We start from the raw sequence: 16116 nt of genomic DNA, 5'->3' as shown, positions 1-16116 counted from the left end.
GAACTGCTCGTTCGACATGATCTGCGTGCCGGGACGAGCCAGCTCGGCGCGCATGAACAGCGCCATCACGCCACCGATGCAGAAGAACGCGAACGACGTGACCAGGTACATCGTGCCGATCGTCTTGTGATCGGTGGTGGTCAGCCATTTCACCACGGCACTGCCGGGCGCTTTCCGGTACTCGGGCGGTGCTGCCTTTGCCGTGTCGGCGGCGGCACCCTGAGGTTCATTGAGGATGCTCACTGGTTCTTGGTCTCCGCGTTCTTGGCGGCGTCCGTCTGCTCGATGCCAGCCGGGAGGTAGCCGTTCTGACCCTTCTTCGCCAGGTCCTTCAGGTGCTGCTGGTAACGCTCCGGAGAGACGACCTTGACGTTGAAGAGCATCCGGGAATGGTCCTTGCCGCAGAGCTCGGCGCACTTGCCCATGAAGGTGCCCTCCTTGTTCGGAGTCACCTCAAAGCGGTTCGTGTGGCCCGGAATGACGTCCTGCTTCATCAGGAACGGCACCACCCAGAAGGAATGGATGACGTCGCGCGAGGTGAGCACGAACTGAACCGTCTCGCCCTTGGGCAGCCACAGCGTCGGCCCGGGCCATCCCTTGTCAGGATTGCGGTCACCCGGGGTGCCCTGGTCGTACACGCCCTCGGCGCCCTTGGGCACGGCCTTCAGCATCCGGTCAGGAATGCTGGAGACCTCCTTGGGAGTCTTCGCGGGTGTGGACGTCTTACCGTCCACGTTCTCCATGTAGTTGAAGCCCCAGCTCCACTGGTAGCCCACGACGTTGATGACGTGGTCAGGCTTCTTGGAGGTCTTGAGGAGTTCGCTCTCATCGCGCGCGGTGAAATAGAACAGCACCGAGACGATGACGAGCGGAACCACGGTGTACAGCGCCTCGATGGGCATGTTGTACCGGGTCTGCGGAGGTACCTCTACCTTGGTCCTGCTGCGCCGGTGGAAAACGACGCTCCACAGGATCAGGCCCCAGACCAGCACGCCTGTGGCGAGTGCTGCCGCCCAGGAGCCCTGCCACAGGGACAGAATCCGCGGCGCCTCCTCCGTGACGGGGGTGGGCATTCCGAGGCGGGGGAAGTCCTTGGATGTGCAGCCGGTGGCGGTCGCAAGGACCAGGCCCGCGGCCAGCGCCTGCGGCAGCTTCCGCCGCATCGGGCGCCGCGACGAGCGGTCGGAGCCGTTGGGACTCACGTAGCGCCTTCCCGAGAGTCTCGCCCGTGCGGCCGGCTGCGGCCGTCTCGCTGATCGGTCGCCGGCCCGCTCCGGGCAGGGGTTTGGATGTTTATGCGGACCAAACCCTACTGGACGCTATTTGAGGTCGCGCGGGGAGGGTGCCCAACGCGCCGGTCCACACCCCGAAGGGGTGGAACAGCGGCCTCCGGACGGCAACTGACGGACCGCTGAGAGGCGGGCAAAGCCACCCGAACGGCCCGCGCGGCGTCCCGCCAAAGCGGGCTTCGTCATGTCCTCGCCTCCGGCCGGGACCCGGCGCTGAGCTGGGCGGAACGCGTTCCCCGGCCGACAGGACCGGCCGCGGCCGGTCATCCCCCGCCCGCGTCGTCTAGCGTTCGTGACGTGCCCTACTTCGACGCCGCCTCCACCGCCCCCCAGCACCCAGTGGCCCGCCAGGCGCTGCTCGCCGCCCTCGACGAGGGCTGGGCCGACCCGGCCAGGCTCTACCGCGAGGGGCGGCGGGCGCGGCTGCTGCTCGACGCCGCGCGCGAGACGGCGGCCGAGGCCGTCGGCTGCCGCCCCGACGAGCTGGTCTTCACCCCTTCGGGGACCCGCGCGGTGCACCTGGGCGTCGCCGGGGCGCTCGCGGGCCGCCGCAGGGCGGGCCGCGGGCTGGTCGTGTCGGCCGTCGAGCACTCCTCGGTGCTGCACGCGGCGAGCGCCCACGCGGCGGCCGGCGGCTCGGTCACCGAGATCGGCGTGGACCCCCAGGGCCGGGTGGCACCGAGCGCCTACGAGGCGGCCCTGCGCGAGCCCCCCGAGCCCGTCGCGCTGGCCTGCCTCCAGTCGGCCAACCACGAGGTGGGCACCGAGCAGCCGGTGGCCGAGGTCGCCGCCCACTGCCGGGAGGCGGGGGTACCGCTGCTCGTGGACGCGGCCCAGTCGCTGGGCTGGGGCCCGGTCGAGGGGGGCTGGTCGCTGCTGACGGCGAGCGCGCACAAGTGGGGCGGGCCCGCGGGCGTCGGGCTGCTCGCGGTCCGCAAGGGCGTACGGTTCGCCGCTCAAGGGCCGGTGGACGAACGGGAGTCGGGCCGCTCGGCGGGGTTTGAGAACGTCCCGGCCGTGGTCGCGGCGGCGGCCTCGCTACGGGCCGTACGACAGGAGGCCGGTGCGGAGGCGGTACGGCTACGGGCCCTCGTCGACCGGATCAGGACCCGGGTGCCCGAACTGGTGCCCGACGTCGAGGTGGTGGGCGACCCGGCGCGGCGGCTGCCGCACATGGTGACGTTCTCGTGTCTCTACGCCGACGGGGAGACCCTGCTGCACGAGCTGGACCGGCTGGACTTCGCCGTCTCGTCCGGTTCCTCGTGTACGTCGAGCACCCTGACGCCGAGCCACGTACTGAGGGCGATGGGCGTCCTCTCGGAGGGCAACATCCGGGTCTCGCTGCCGCCCGGCACGGCCGAGGCGGACGTGGAAAGCTTCCTCACCGCGCTGCCGGGCGTGGTCGCCTCCGTAAGGGGCCGGCTGGGCGCCCCCGCCGCCGCGGCGCGTACGTCCGGGGCCGCCGTGTCCGAGAGCGGCGAGCCGCTGCCCGACGTCCCCGCGCTGACGGTGGACGCGATCGGCAAGCGCTGCCCCATCCCCGTCATCGAACTGGCCAAGGTCATCGAGGAGGTGCCGGTCGGCTCGGTCATCGCCGTCCTGGCCGACGACGAGGCCGCCCGCCTGGACATCCCCGCGTGGTGCCAGATGCGAGGCCAGGAGTACGTCGGCGAACGGGGCGCGGACCGCGGAGTCTCGTACTGGGTCCGCCGCGTAGCTCCGGAGTAGGCCGTGTCCGCGGATCATGCGGACCATGCGGGGAAGGGGAGCCCTTGTCCGTGCGCCTGTCCGCGCGTCGCGGAGTGCGGGTGCGTCGTGGCTGGTCGCGCAGTTCCCCGCGCCCCTGACGGGGCACACCACCTTCGCTGTGCCAAGGCTGCTTCCTCTGGGCCTGGCGGCCGGTGCCGGGCGGACTGAAACCTCCAGCCCGCCCGGCACCCACAACCACCCTGTCCGGCAAAATAAGCCCGTCCGGCGCTTGAGGACACCGTTCAGCCCCTCCGGCGCTTCAGGACAAAAAGAGGCCAGCTCAGACCAGCCCGCCAGGCAAGTGCGGCCGCACCTCGTTGGCCGCCTCAGCCCCATACGTCTTCTGGAAACGTTCAACGAAACGCCCACCCCGCAGCTCGTACTCCTGCGTACCCAGCGTCTCGATGACAAGCGTCGCGAGCATGCAGCCGACCTGCGCGGAGCGCTCGACGGAGAGCTCCCAGGAGAGCCCGGCGACGAATCCGGCGCGGAAGGCGTCACCGACACCGGTCGGGTCGACCTTGGCGTCCTCCTCGGGGCAGCCGACCTCGACCGCCGGTTCACCCGCGCGTTCGACGCGCACGCCGCGCGCGCCCAGCGTGGTCACCCGAGTGCCGACCTTGCCGAGGATCTCCTCCCCGGTCCAGCCGGTCTTGTTCTCGATGAGGGCCTTCTCGTACTCATTGGTGAAGAGGTACGTGGCGCCTTCGACGAGGCGGCGGATGTCCTCGCCCTCCATCCGGGCGAGCTGCTGGGAGGGGTCGGCGGCGAACGGGATGCCGCGGGTCCGGCACTCCTCGGTGTGCCTGACCATCGCCTGCGGGTCGTCGGCGCCGATGAGGACCAGGTCGAGGCCGCCGACCCGGTCGGCGATGGGCCTCAGCTCGATCTGCCGGGCCTCGCTCATCGCACCGGTGTAGAAGGAGGCGATCTGGTTGTGGTCGGTGTCGGTCGTACACACGAAGCGGGCGGTGTGCAGCAGTTCCGAGATCCGCACCGAGGCGGTGTCCACTCCGTGCCGGTCGAGCCAGGCGCGGTACTCCGCGAAGTCCTCGCCCGCCGCGCCGACCAGCACCGGCCGCAGGCCGAGCAGGCCCATGCCGAAGCAGATGTTGGGGGCTACGCCGCCCCTGCGGATGTCGAGGGCGTCTACCAGGAACGAGAGGGAAACCGTATGCAGCTGATCGGCGACCAGTTGGTCGGCGAATCGGCCGGGGAAGGTCATCAGGTGGTCGGTAGCGATTGAGCCGGTGACAGCAATTCGCACGGCGAGTCTGCTCCTGCGGGCGGCGGTAAAGACGGTCGCCTCACGCTACCGGGTTCGCCGCCTCCGGCCGAACAGGCAAAACTACCCAATAGTAGGCCTTTCTTCGCTACCTTCAGCATGCATACAGTTTCCGATAGCCGGGGCTCGCGCCGCGCGGCCCCCTGGACTGGGAGCGCCCATGTCGCAGCAAGCCACCCCCGATCTTCCCGCCCGCAGCGCCGAGCCAGAGTCGCTCGACCAGCTGCGGGACGACTGCGCGCGGATGGCCCCGCACTGGGCCGCGGGGAAGCCGTCGGCCACCGGCGCCCCCGTGGCCCCGGCCCAGATCCACGGCGTACAGGTGCCTTCGACGTCTGCCCACCTGCTGGACGGCATGTCGGAGTACGGCGACTGACCCGGTCAACTCCGGCCGCTCCCACGGCCGTCACTCCGAGGGGAACCGGGTCCTCCTCTCCTCCGTCTCATCGGCGTCCCCCTCCTGGGGATGGAGCCGTACACAACGAGCGGAGCCGAAGGAGTAACACCGTGAGCACCGAGGACACCCCCGAGGACCTTTCCGAGGAGACTCCCGCACACGCCGACGAGCCCGCGGGACGCAAGCGCCGCTCTCCGCTGGCCATCGCGACGGTGGCCGCGGCGGTGATGGTGGTCGGCGGCGGAGGCGCCTACTGGGCCTCGACGGCCGGGGACGACAGCGGTTCGAGCGGCCCGGGCCGGTCGGGCGACGGCGGCAAGCCGGAACCGCTCGCGCTGGACTCGTACAGCGGCGGGACGCGTGAGGGCATCGCGGCCGGCGAGCCGGACCCGACCCGGGCCCGCTACCGGGCCACCGGCGAACTGCCGGACGCCCCGGACTCGGCCCCCGTCTACCGGACGGGCCCGAAGGTCACCCGCGCCGATGTGCAGCGGCTGGCCAAGGTGCTCGACGTAGCGGGCGCGCCGCGCCTTGAACAAGGGGTCTGGAAGGTCGGCGGCACGCCGGACCAGATGAGCCCCACGCTGCGGGTGAAGGAGTCGGACGCGGGAGGCTGGTCCTTCAGCCGCTTCGGCTCCCCCGGTGGCACGGAGTGCCTGGAGCCGCCGCGGACCCTGGAGGACGGCGACAGCGCCATCGCGCCGCCGAGCTGCGGCTCGCTGCGCGACGGCGGCAAGCAGCGCGGCGAGGGCCGCGCCAAGGACACCCCCGGGGACAGCTCGGCCGGGGAGGGCGCCCAGGGCCCGGCGGACGGCGCGACCGAGCCCGCCGACAGCTCCCACCCGGTGTCCGAGGCGAAGGCGAAGCAGGCCGTCCAGCCCGTGCTGAGCGCCGTCGGGCATCCGGACGCGAAGCTCGACGCGAGCCGCACCTACGGGGCGATCCGCACCGTGACCGCCGAACCGGTCTTCAGCGACCTGCCGACGTACGGCTGGCAGACCAGCATGGAGGTGGGCGCTGACGGCGAGCTGGCCGGCGCCAGCGGGTTCCTCGCTAAGCCCGCGAAGGGCGACGACTATCCGCTGATCGACGCCGATGAGGCCCTCAAGGAGCTGAACAAGACCGGTGGCGGCAACGGCAAGGTGACGATCGGCGGCTGCGCTTCGGCGGTCCCTGACGACGGTGCGGCGAAGGGCGACGACAAGCGGGAGATCGCGCCGTGCGAGCCCACCCGGGGTGGCGAGCCCGCCACGCAGCAGGTGCGGGGCGCGAAGCTGGGCCTCGGCATGCGGTACGTGGACGGGAAGCAGGCGCTGGTGCCGTCCTGGCTCTTCACGGTCCGCCCGTCGGACTCCAAGAGCGGTGGGGCCGACTTCACCGTGACCCACCCCGCCGTGGACCCGGAGTACATCAGCGGGGCCAAGGGTGAGCAGGAGCCGCCGGACGAGCCGGAGGGATCGGGGAAGGACTCGGAGTCCCAGCCGGGTACGCGGCCGACGAAGCACGTTCAGTCGTACAGCGTGGACGGCAAGACGCTGACCGTGCGCTTCTGGGGCGGGGTCTGCTCGACGTACAAGGTCTCGGCGGACGCCTCGGAGTCCGAGGTGAAGGTGCGAGTCGTCGGCAAGGAGAAGAAGCCGGGCCAGAAGTGCATCCTGCTCGCCGAGGACTTCGAGAAGAAGATCAAGCTCGACGAGCCGCTGGACGGCCGTGAGGTCGTGGACGCGGCGACCGGCAAGAAGGTCCCGAAGGCCGGGACGAAGGACAAGTAGTCCCGGCCGGTCGGACCAGTCGCCAGGGGCGGCAGTCCCGGCACGGCAGGGCGCACATGGCGACTGCGGTACGACGTGACTACGGCATGACGTACGGAGGCCACGTACGCACGGAGGCGGCGGCCCCTCCAGGGGGTCCGCCGCCTCCGTGCGTACGTCTGGGTCCAGCGTGGCCGGAACGCGGCGTCCCGGCAGGCGCGGGGGCCTTAGCTGAAGGAGTCACCACAGGCGCAGGAGCCCGAGGCGTTGGGGTTGTCGATGGTGAAGCCCTGCTTCTCGATGGTGTCCACGAAGTCGATCGACGCACCGCCCAGGTACGGGGCGCTCATGCGGTCGGTGACGACCTTCACACCGTCGAACTCCTTGAGGACGTCGCCGTCGAGCGAGCGCTCATCGAAGAACAGCTGGTAGCGCAGGCCGGAGCAGCCACCAGGCTGGACAGCCACACGCAGCGCCAGGTCGTCACGGCCTTCCTGCTCCAGCAGTGCCTTGACCTTGCCCGCGGCGGCATCGGACAGGAGGATGCCGTCACTCGTGGTGGTGTCGTCCTGAACCGTCATCTGCTTCTCTCCCGGGTTGTACGTACGGACTGCTTGCCCTCGGCTGCAACCCGCGCCGTACCGGATTCATTCCGGCTCTGGCACGCGTCTTCCGTATTCATGCTCGCACACCGGCGGGCGGCCCGGCATGGGCCACCGGTCCCGGAATGCGTCACATCGACATGATGGCCATCGTCAAAGTGACGTGAAGCGGTTATGATAGATAGCGTCAATCAGACGAAAAGGCTTGTCTGCGGAAAAGAAAGGGTGCGTGCAGTGACCACCGCCCAACCTCCCGATGTCCAGCCCACGCCGCTGGCCCTGCTGCTCCTGGGCCGCGAAGCCGACCCCCGGAGCGAGCGCGGAGTGGAGTGCCCGGGCGACCTGCCCGCGCCCTCCGACCCGCATCTCGTGGAGCGCGCCCGCGCGGCCAAGGCCAAGCTCGGCGACAAGGTCTTCGTGCTCGGCCACCACTACCAGCGTGATGAGGTCATCGAGTTCGCGGACGTCACCGGGGACTCCTTCAAGCTCGCGCGGGACGCGGCCGCCCGGCCCGACGCCGAGTACATCGTCTTCTGCGGCGTGCACTTCATGGCCGAGTCGGCCGACATCCTCACCGGCGACGGCCAGCAGGTCGTCCTGCCCGACCTCGCCGCCGGCTGTTCGATGGCCGACATGGCCAGCGCCGAGCAGGTCGCCGAGTGCTGGGACGTGCTGACCGAGGCGGGCATCGCCGAGGCCACCGTCCCCGTCGCGTACATGAACTCCTCCGCCGACATCAAGGCGTTCACCGGCAAGCACGGCGGCACCATCTGCACCTCGTCCAACGCGAAGCGCGCCCTGGAGTGGGCGTTCGAGCAGGGCGGGCACCCCGGCCACTCCGACCACTCCGAGAACAAGGTGCTGTTCCTGCCCGACCAGCACCTCGGCCGCAACACCGCCGTGCGGGACCTGGGCATGTCCCTGGACGACTGCGTCGTCTACAACCCGCACAAGCCGAACGGCGGGCTCACCACCGAGCAGCTGCGGGCCGCGAAGATGATCCTGTGGCGCGGGCACTGCTCGGTGCACGGACGCTTCTCGGTGGAGTCCGTACGGGACGTACGGGAGCGCATCCCCGGCGTGAACGTGCTGGTGCACCCGGAGTGCAAGAACGAGGTCGTGGCCGCGGCCGACTACGTCGGTTCGACCGAGCACATCATCAAGACCCTGGAGGCCGCCCCGGCCGGGTCGAAGTGGGCGATCGGCACCGAGCTGAACCTGGTCCGGCGGCTGGCGAACCGGTTCGCCGACCAGGACAAGGAGATCGTCTTCCTCGACAAGACGGTCTGCTTCTGCTCCACGATGAACCGCATCGACCTGCCGCACCTGGTGTGGGCGCTGGAGTCGCTGGTGGAGGGCAAGGTCGTCAACCGCATCGAGGTCGACAGGGAAACGGAGAGCTTCGCGAAGCTCGCCCTGGAGCGCATGCTGGCGCTGCCGTAAGCCATGTCCGGCCCGCGCGGGCCGGACAGCCCGGTCGGCCTTCCTGCCGCCGCTACGCCGCCAGGCTCCCGCAACGGGGGCTTGGCACCGTGGCGGCGGCAGCGCTGTTTCCGTGCCCAGCGCCGGGCACGCGCGCACACCCGGGCGCGTGCCGCGGGCGCTCACTCCACCCGGGGGCGTACCAGGCCGGTTTCGTACGCGATGACGACCAACTGGGCCCGGTCGCGGGCCCCGAGCTTGGCCATCGCCCGGTTCACGTGCGTCTTGACGGTGAGCGGGCTGACCGCGAGGCGTTCGGCGATCTGGTCGTTGGAGAGCCCCCCGGCCACCTGGACGAGGACCTCGCGTTCGCGCACCGTGAGCGCCTCAAGACGGGACGCGCCGTAGCCCCCGCCGTCGGCGGCGCCCGGACCGCCGCTCTGCGCGAGGAACTTCGCGATCAGCCCCTTGGTCGCCACGGGGGACAGCAGTGCCTCGCCCGCCGCCGCGATCCGGATGGCGGCCAGCAGCTCATCGGGCTCGGCGCCCTTGCCGAGGAATCCGCTGGCGCCCGCGCGCAGCGACTCCACCACGTACTCGTCCACCTCGAAGGTGGTCAGCATGACCACCCGTACGTCGGCGAGCTGCGGGTCGGAGCTGATCATGCGGGTGGCCGCGAGGCCGTCGGTGCCCGGCATCCTGATGTCCATCAGCACCACGTCGGCGCGCTCGGCCCTGGTCAGTTCCACGGCTTCCGCGCCGTCCGACGCCTCCCCGACCACCTCCATGTCGGGTTCGGAGTCCACCAGCACGCGGAACGCGCTGCGCAGCAACGCCTGGTCGTCCGCCAGCACCACTCTGATTGTCATGAGTCCCCTCCCGTACGGTCACGCACGGGCAGTGTGGCGCGTACCTGGAAGCCGCCCTCCGGGCGGGGTCCCGCCTGGCAGTCGCCGCGCAGCGCGGCGACGCGCTCGCGCATGCCGATCAGACCGTGCCCGCCGCCGGATTCCGGGCCACTCGACGCACCACTCGCCACGCCTTTCGCCGCGCCGCCCGCCGCGCCGTTGACTTCGCCGCCCTTGCCGACCGCCGTGGTCGCCCTGCCACCACCGGCGCCTGCCTTGGCTCCGGCAGCTCCGCCCTTGCCGGGCGTCGCGCCGCTGCGGGCTCCCGTGGTGACGGCCGCTCCGGCCCCGTCGTCCAGGACGGTGATGTCCAGCGCGTCGGCCTGCCGCACGACGCGTACCTCGGCCGCGGCCTGCGCTCCCGCGTGCTTGTGCACGTTGGTCAGGGCCTCTTGGATGACGCGATAGGCGGTGAGGTCCACCGCGCCGGGCAGCGCCCCCGCTATCCGGGCGACATCGACCGCGTCCCGGACCGGCGGCGCCGGGTCCCGCTCGCTGAACGCCTCCACGCGCACCCGCAGCCCCGACCGTACGAAGCCGTCGATGAGCTGGTCGAGGACGCCGAGCCCCGGCGCGGGTTCGGTCGGCGCCTCCGGGTCGCCGTACTGCCGCAGCAGACCGACGGTGGCGCGCAGTTCGCCCAGCGCCGACCGGCTCGCCTCACGTACGTGCGCGAGCGCCTCCTTGGCCTGGTCGGGGCGGCTGTCCATGACGTGCGAGGCGACTCCGGCCTGCACATTGACCAGCGCGATGTGGTGCGCGACCACGTCGTGCAGCTCGCGGGCGATCCGCAGCCGCTCCTCGGCGACCCGGCGCCTGGCCTCCTCTTCCCTGGTCCGTTCGGCGCGCTCGGCGCGTTCCTCGATCGCGGCGACGAAGGCGCGGCGGCTGCGTACGGCGTCGCCGACGGCCGCGGCCATGCCGGTCCAGGCGAAGATCGCCAGGTTCTCCTGCGCGTACCAGGGCCGGAAGCCGAAGACCATGACGGAGCTGGTGAGCAGGGCGACCGTGGCGGCCCCCGTCCGCCAGGTGGTGTGCCGGTCCGTCGAGGCGGCGACGGTGTACAGCGCGAAAACGGCGCTGATCACTATCGGGGTGGGAGGCACGGCCTCATCGCGCGTACAGATGATCCCCAGCAGGCTGACCGCGGTGGTCACGGCGAGCACGGAGCGCGGCATCCTGCGCCGCAGCACCAGCGCGGAGCTGGCGAGCACGCTCAGCCCGACGAAGACCACGCCCATCTCCGGCCGGTTGGCCTGCGGCCCTGACACCGAGCTGATCAGCATCAGAGCGAACACGCCTACGGCGAGGACGGCGTCGAGCGCGAGCGGGTGCGCGCGCAGCCAGTTCAACCGGACCGGTCCCGGACGGGCGGCACCTGGTTCTGCGGCGGGGAGAGTCACGGCATCCAACGGTACGGGCTGCCGACCCCCTCCGTTACCACCACGTAGCGCACGGCGCCCCCGCTCCCTGCCGGGAACGGGGGCGCCGCGGTGTGCGAAGTCATGCGCTGGGACGGGCGGAGGCGCTCCGCCCGGGGCGGCCGGTGTCTCAGCCGGGGATCAGCCCGTCGTCACTGAGCATGTCCCTGACTTCGTCGAGCGTCGCGTCGGGGCCGGGCAGAATCAGCTCCGACGGGTGAAGGGCGTCCGCGGGCAGCGGCTCGCCCAGGGTCCGTACCGCGTCGAGCAGTGCGGCAAGGGTGCGCCGGAAGCCGTCCTCGTCGCCGCTTTCGATCTCGGCGAGCAGTTCGTCATCCAGCTTGTTCAGGTCGGCGAAGTGGCTGTCGGCCAGCTCCACCTGCCCCTCCCCCATGATCCGTACGATCACGACGGTCTCCCTCGTTTGAAGAACGTGCCCGGCGACCGGGAGACAGCGGCTGCGGGTCGGCCACCGCGGCTCCGTCTTCCTGCCGCACCGCCGGCCCGCTGTCGCCGGCCGGCTCCGCCCGCCTCCGCTGATCCGCGCTCGCGACCGCTCACGGCTGCTTACTTTCTACCGCTCTTTGCCGCTCGCCGCCGTTCGCCCGGGTCATCGGCACTCACTACTGTTCACTGCCGCTTGTCCGTGCTCGCTGGTGCTCGTCACTGCTTGTCGAAGCGGGGCTTCTGGTCCGCGGGCTGGGCCTGACCGCTGCCCGCACCCGCCTGGCCGCCCTCGATGGCGGGCTGCGACGTGCCGCCCGACAGCTCCGCCTTCATCCGCTGCAACTCGATCTCGACGTCCGTGCCGCCGGAGATCCGGTCGAGCTCGGCCGCGATGTCGTCCTTGCTGGCCATGCCGGACTGGTCGTCGAGCGCGCCGGACGCCAGCAGCTCGTCGATCGCCCCGGCTCGCGCCTGGAGCTGCGCGGTCTTGTCCTCGGCGCGCTGGATGGCCATCCCGACGTCGCCCATCTCCTCGGAGATGCCGGAGAACGCCTCACCGATCCGGGTCTGCGCCTGGGCGGCGGTGTAGGTCGCCTTGATGGTCTCCTTCTTGGTCCGGAAGGCGTCGACCTTGGCCTGCAACCGCTGCGAGGCGAGGGTGAGCTTCTCCTCTTCGCCCTGGAGCGTCCGGTGCTGCGTCTCCAGGTCGGTGACCTGCTGCTGCAACGCCGCCCTGCGGGACAGCGCCTCGCGCGCCAGGTCCTCACGGCCCAGCGCGAGCGCCTTGCGCCCCTGGTCCTCCAGCTTCGACGACTGGCCCTGCAACTGGTTCAGCTGCAACTCCAGCCGTTTCCGCGACGTCGCCACATCCGCGACCCCACGCCGCACCTTCTGCAGCAGCTCAAGCTGCTTCTGGTACGAGTAGTCAAGGGTCTCGCGCGGGTCCTCGGCCCGGTCCAGAGCCTTATTGGCTTTCGCGCGGAAGATCATCCCCATACGCTTCATGACACCGCTCATGGGCCTCGCGCGCCCCCTTCTGACGGACTTCGACTCCAGCACACCTATCAAGCCCAGCGTACGGGCCCTGCTTCTATTACCGCACTGTTCGGGCGCTCGCGGACTCCTCCTCCAGGACGATCAGGGACCTGGTCTCTCCGGCGGGAGGAGTAGACGTCTGTCAGGGACACCCCGCGCCGTGGAGGCGGTCCTGCGCGGCGGCGGGCCGCAGCGGCAGGGCTCAGCGGTGGGTCACAGCAGCAGGACGTACAGCCGTTGCCGGATCGTTCCCACCTTGGCTGTGGTCCACACCCCCGCACCCCGTACCCTTGGGTTTCGTGTTCCGAAGCCGTGCGAAGGATGAGCAGGCCGCGCCCACCAAGGTGACCGCGGACCAGCAGCAGCAGACCCGTGACCCGCAGGCGCCCAAGGGGCGCCCGACCCCCAAGCGCAGCGAGGCCCAGACGCAGCGCCGCAGCCTGGCCAGTACGCCGACCAACCGCAAGGACGCCGCCAAGCGTCAGCGGGAGGCCCGCCGTGCCGACCTGGCCAAGCAGCGCGAGGCCCTCGCCAATGGGGATGAGCGCTATCTCCCCAATCGCGACCGGGGCCCGATCAGGCGCTTCGCGCGTGACTTCGTGGACTCCCGGTTCGTCGTGGCGGAGTTCTTCCTGCCGCTCGCGGTGATCATCCTGGTCCTGAGCATGGTGCAGGCCGGTGCCATGCAGCAGTACGTGTTGCTGGTGTGGCTGGTCGTCATCGGCCTGATCGTCGTCAACTCGGTCGTCATCGCCGTCTCACTCAAGCGCCAGCTCCGGCAGCGCTTCCCCGACGAGAACCTGCGCGGCGCCGTCGCGTACGCGCTGATGCGCAGCCTCCAGATGCGCCGACTGCGGCTGCCCAAGCCGCAGGTCAAGCGCGGAGAGCGGCCCTGAGTCCGGGTGCGGCCTTCGCGCGCGGCGCGGAGAACTGGCTGAGTGGTCTCGGCGCCCTGCGCAACGCCGTCCGCCAGGAACTGGTGGCACGGCAGCTCGACGCCCAGATCGCCCAGCGCTTCCCGGTCGGGCAGCGGCTTCGCGTGCTCGACGTGGGGCTCGGCCAGGGCACGCAGGCGCTGCGGCTGGCCCGCGCCGGGCATGAGATCACCGGCCTTGAGTCCGACCCGGCGATGCTGGCGGCCGCGCGTGCCGCGCTGACCGGCGAGCCGGAGGGCATCCAGGAGCGCGTACGGCTGATCGAGGGAGACGGCCGGGACACCGGCGCGCACTTCCTGCCCGGCGCCTTCGACGTGGTGCTGTGCCACGGCGTGCTCATGTACGTGCCCGACCCCGACCCGATGCTCGCCGGTCTCGCCCGGGTGCTCGCGCCCGGCGGGGTGCTCTCGCTCGTCGTACGCAACGCCGACGCGCTCGCCATGCGTCCCGGCCTCGCCGGGGACTGGGCCGGGGCGCTCGCCGCCTTCGACTCGCCCGCCTACACCAACCGGATCGGGCTGCCGGTACGCGCCGACCGGCTCGACGACCTGACGGCCACGCTGGCGGGCATCGGGGCGCCGCTGCACACCTGGTACGGCGTACGGGTCTTCACCGACGGCGCCGCCGACGGCGAGCAGCCCCCGGCGGCCGAGGAGCTGGCCCGGCTGCTGGACGCGGAGGACCGGGCCGGGCGCACCGACCCGTACCGCGCCGTCGCCGCGCTGCTGCATCTGTGCGGCGTGCGCGGCTGACGCCTGGCTGACGGCCCACCGCCTGCCGCACCCCGTCCCGTGAAGATGTGAGGATCGCGCCGCGGTCCGTGTCAGGTACCGGCCCGGGGTTTCGCGTCCTGCTTCCTGCCAGGAGTGGACCCGAGGCCCAGGAGCAACCTTGCCCGCCGAGCAGGACGAGACAGCGAAGCCGACCAAACTGCCCGCCCGGCAGACCTGGGCGATTCTCTACAGCCATATCCGGCCGCATCGCTGGATCATCGCTCTGGCCGCGCTGTTCTCGCTGTTCGGAGCCGCGACCGGGCTGGCCCAGCCGCTCGCGGCGAAGGCCCTCGTCGACCGCCTGGGCGATGACGAGTCCATCACCGGGATACTCATCGTCCTCACCGCGCTGGTGCTGGTGGGGACCGCCATCGAGGCATTAGGGGCGTACCTGCTGGAGCGCACGGCCGAGTCCGTGGTGCTCGCCGCTCGCCGACGGCTCGTCGGGCGACTCCTGCGGCTGCGGCTGCCGGAGATCGAGCGCACGCAGCCGGGCGATCTGATGTCGCGGGTCACCTCCGACACCACCCTGCTGCGCGCGGCGGCTACGGAAACGCTGGTCGGCGTGGTCACCGGGGGCCTCACCCTGATCGCCACGGTCATCTTGATGGCGCTGATGGAGCCGGTGCTGCTCGGCGTCACGGCCGGTGTGATGGTGCTGATCGGCGGCTCGCTCGGGCTGGTGATGCCGCGCATCGCGCAGGCCAGCAAGGCGGCCCAGGAGGCCATCGGCGAGGTCGCCACCGTCCTGGAGCGGACGTTCGGCGCGTTCCGCACGATCAAGGCTTCCGGCGCTGAGGCGCGGGAGAACGCGGCGGTGGACGCGGCGGCCGAGGAGGCGTGGCGGCACGGCGTCCGCGCGGCGAAGTGGCAGGCGCTGGCCTGGTCTTCGGTGGGCTTCGCCGTCCAGGTCTCGTTCCTGGCCGTGCTGGGGATCGGCGGCGCGCGGGTCGCCTCCGGCGCGACCGACGTGGGAACGCTGATCGCCTTCCTCCTCTTCCTCTTCTACCTGATCGACCCGGTCACGCGCCTGGTCGACGCCGTCTCGAAGTACCAGGTGGGCGCCGCGGCGGTGGCCCGTATCCACGAGGCCGAGCAGCTGGAGACCGAGCCGTCGCAGCCGCGGCCGGACGGGGTGCTGCCTTCGGGCGGCGCGGTGCCGGGCGGGGGCAAGCCCGCGACGGTGGCGTTCGAGAAGGTCACCTTCCGCTACCGGGAGGAGCTGCCGTACGTCCACCACGGCGTCACCTTCGACATCCCGAGCGGCGGCCTGACGGCGTTCGTCGGTCCGTCAGGCGCGGGCAAGACCACCGTGTTCGGGCTGATCGAGCGGTTCTACGAGGTCTCCGGCGGCCGGGTGCTCGTCGACGGCGAGGACGTGCGGGACTGGCCGCTGAACCAGCTGCGGGCCTCCATCGGCTACGTCGAGCAGGACGCCCCGGTGCTCGCCGGGACGCTGCGCGACAACCTGCTGTTCGCCACGCCCGACGCCACAGAAGAGGCCATCCACGAAACGCTCGTACGCACCCGGCTCGACGGTCTCGTGGAGCGGCTGCCCGACGGCCTGGACACCGTCGTCGGGCATCGCGGCAGCAAGCTGTCCGGCGGTGAGCGCCAGCGGGTGGCGATAGCCCGCGCGATGCTGCGCCGCCCCCGACTGCTGCTGCTCGACGAGGCGACGTCCCAACTCGACGCGGTCAACGAGATGGCGCTGCGGGACGCGGTGGCGGAGGCGGCACGCCAGACGACGGTGCTGGTCGTCGCGCACCGGCTCTCCACGGTCACCCTCGCCGACCGCATCGTGGTGATGGAGGCGGGCGTGGTGCGGGCGGTGGGCACGCACGCGGAGCTGGTGGCGGCCGACCCGCTGTACGGCGAGCTGGCGGCGGCGCAGTTCCTCGCCGCGGCCGGTTAGGGCCAGTCAGGGGGTGTCCGGCGGGCCACACGTGCCCGGCACCGGGCTGCGCAGGTGCCTCCCCAGGCCCGACAGGCCCAGGGAAAACAGCCCTGGCACAGCGCAGGGCTGTGCCCCGCCAGGGGCGCGGGGGACTGCGCGACCAGCCACAACGCACCCGCGGTCCGCGCCGCACGGACAGGGGCTC

Annotated in this window: 14 protein-coding genes and 1 pseudogene; 7 read left to right on the top strand and 8 right to left on the bottom strand. The window is 71.4% G+C overall.

Features of this window, described 5'->3' with window-relative positions:
* Window positions 1-243: pseudogene (locus AC5P1B_RS22635) on the bottom strand (aa3-type cytochrome oxidase subunit I); the annotation flags it as partial.
* The gene (ctaC, locus tag AC5P1B_RS22630) at window positions 240-1202 is read right to left on the bottom strand and encodes an aa3-type cytochrome oxidase subunit II (protein WP_493889203.1); all 963 of its coding nucleotides are present in this window, start codon (window positions 1200-1202) and stop codon (window positions 240-242) included. The pseudogene AC5P1B_RS22635 and the gene ctaC, both read right to left, overlap by 4 nt.
* Before the next feature lie 384 nt (window positions 1203-1586).
* Here ctaC and AC5P1B_RS22625 point away from each other — a divergent pair, with 384 nt between their 5' ends.
* The gene (locus AC5P1B_RS22625; RefSeq protein ID WP_493889202.1) at window positions 1587-3017 is read left to right on the top strand and encodes a cysteine desulfurase/sulfurtransferase TusA family protein; all 1431 of its coding nucleotides are present in this window, start codon (window positions 1587-1589) and stop codon (window positions 3015-3017) included.
* A gap of 301 nt (window positions 3018-3318) precedes the next feature.
* Here AC5P1B_RS22625 and AC5P1B_RS22620 read toward each other — a convergent pair whose 3' ends face one another.
* Entirely contained in the window at window positions 3319-4305 is a 987-nt protein-coding gene (locus tag AC5P1B_RS22620) for a carbohydrate kinase family protein (RefSeq protein WP_493889201.1), read from the bottom strand.
* 178 nt (window positions 4306-4483) lie between these two features.
* Here AC5P1B_RS22620 and AC5P1B_RS22615 point away from each other — a divergent pair, with 178 nt between their 5' ends.
* Both AC5P1B_RS22615 and AC5P1B_RS22610 read left to right on the top strand, forming a co-directional pair.
* Complete coding sequence (locus AC5P1B_RS22615) at window positions 4484-4699, top strand: hypothetical protein (RefSeq protein ID WP_493889199.1); 216 nt, start codon at window positions 4484-4486, stop codon at window positions 4697-4699.
* 131 nt (window positions 4700-4830) lie between these two features.
* Window positions 4831-6492 carry a hypothetical protein gene (locus AC5P1B_RS22610; protein WP_493889197.1) on the top strand — a complete coding sequence of 554 codons (1662 nt, stop codon included), beginning with the start codon at window positions 4831-4833 and terminating at the stop codon, window positions 6490-6492.
* Between the two features lie 206 nt (window positions 6493-6698).
* On the opposite strand, the gene AC5P1B_RS22605 is transcribed toward AC5P1B_RS22610, so the two are convergent.
* The gene (locus AC5P1B_RS22605) at window positions 6699-7052 is read right to left on the bottom strand and encodes a HesB/IscA family protein (RefSeq protein WP_493889195.1); all 354 of its coding nucleotides are present in this window, start codon (window positions 7050-7052) and stop codon (window positions 6699-6701) included.
* 255 nt (window positions 7053-7307) lie between these two features.
* On the opposite strand from AC5P1B_RS22605, the gene nadA reads away from it, so the two are divergent.
* Window positions 7308-8516: a quinolinate synthase NadA gene (gene nadA / locus AC5P1B_RS22600; protein ID WP_493889194.1), complete on the top strand. Its 1209-nt coding sequence runs from the start codon at window positions 7308-7310 to the stop codon at window positions 8514-8516.
* A gap of 161 nt (window positions 8517-8677) precedes the next feature.
* Here nadA and AC5P1B_RS22595 read toward each other — a convergent pair whose 3' ends face one another.
* From AC5P1B_RS22595 to AC5P1B_RS22580, 4 genes are all read right to left on the bottom strand, one after another.
* On the bottom strand, window positions 8678-9364 hold the full coding sequence (locus tag AC5P1B_RS22595) for a response regulator transcription factor (protein ID WP_493889192.1): 687 nt from the start codon (window positions 9362-9364) through the stop codon (window positions 8678-8680).
* Window positions 9361-10815 carry a sensor histidine kinase gene (locus AC5P1B_RS22590; RefSeq protein ID WP_493889190.1) on the bottom strand — a complete coding sequence of 485 codons (1455 nt, stop codon included), beginning with the start codon at window positions 10813-10815 and terminating at the stop codon, window positions 9361-9363. Before AC5P1B_RS22590 ends, AC5P1B_RS22595 begins: the two co-directional genes overlap by 4 nt.
* 139 nt (window positions 10816-10954) lie before the next feature.
* Window positions 10955-11233, bottom strand: coding sequence for a PspA-associated protein PspAA (pspAA, locus tag AC5P1B_RS22585; RefSeq protein ID WP_493889189.1), 279 nt, complete (start codon window positions 11231-11233; stop codon window positions 10955-10957).
* Between the two features lie 254 nt (window positions 11234-11487).
* Window positions 11488-12276 carry a PspA/IM30 family protein gene (locus AC5P1B_RS22580; RefSeq protein WP_493889188.1) on the bottom strand — a complete coding sequence of 263 codons (789 nt, stop codon included), beginning with the start codon at window positions 12274-12276 and terminating at the stop codon, window positions 11488-11490.
* Between the two features lie 290 nt (window positions 12277-12566).
* On the opposite strand from AC5P1B_RS22580, the gene AC5P1B_RS22575 reads away from it, so the two are divergent.
* From AC5P1B_RS22575 to AC5P1B_RS22565, 3 genes are all read left to right on the top strand, one after another.
* Window positions 12567-13202 (top strand): DUF3043 domain-containing protein, encoded by a 636-nt coding sequence (locus AC5P1B_RS22575; RefSeq protein WP_493889214.1) that lies wholly within the window; start codon window positions 12567-12569, stop codon window positions 13200-13202.
* Window positions 13203-13285: 83 nt separating this feature from the next.
* Complete coding sequence (locus tag AC5P1B_RS22570; RefSeq protein ID WP_493889187.1) at window positions 13286-13993, top strand: class I SAM-dependent methyltransferase; 708 nt, start codon at window positions 13286-13288, stop codon at window positions 13991-13993.
* Between the two features lie 139 nt (window positions 13994-14132).
* On the top strand, window positions 14133-15929 hold the full coding sequence (locus tag AC5P1B_RS22565; RefSeq protein WP_493889186.1) for an ABC transporter ATP-binding protein: 1797 nt from the start codon (window positions 14133-14135) through the stop codon (window positions 15927-15929).
* The last annotated feature ends 187 nt before the right edge of the window (window positions 15930-16116 follow it).

This window comes from Streptomyces sp. A01 (genome assembly GCF_059026195.1).
Note: the sequence above shows the minus strand (reverse complement) of the source record. Positions and strands in the feature narration are given on the sequence as shown.

Bases quoted from the DNA above. Each gene is read 5' to 3' on its own strand.
- AC5P1B_RS22615 (WP_493889199.1), top strand. From the start codon at position 4,484: ATGTCGCAGCAAGCCACCCCCGATCTTCCCGCCCGCAGCGCCGAGCCA.
- AC5P1B_RS22605 (WP_493889195.1), bottom strand. From the start codon at position 7,052: ATGACGGTTCAGGACGACACCACCACGAGTGACGGCATCCTCCTGTCC.
- AC5P1B_RS22595 (WP_493889192.1), bottom strand. From the start codon at position 9,364: ATGACAATCAGAGTGGTGCTGGCGGACGACCAGGCGTTGCTGCGCAGC.
- AC5P1B_RS22580 (WP_493889188.1), bottom strand. From the start codon at position 12,276: ATGAAGCGTATGGGGATGATCTTCCGCGCGAAAGCCAATAAGGCTCTG.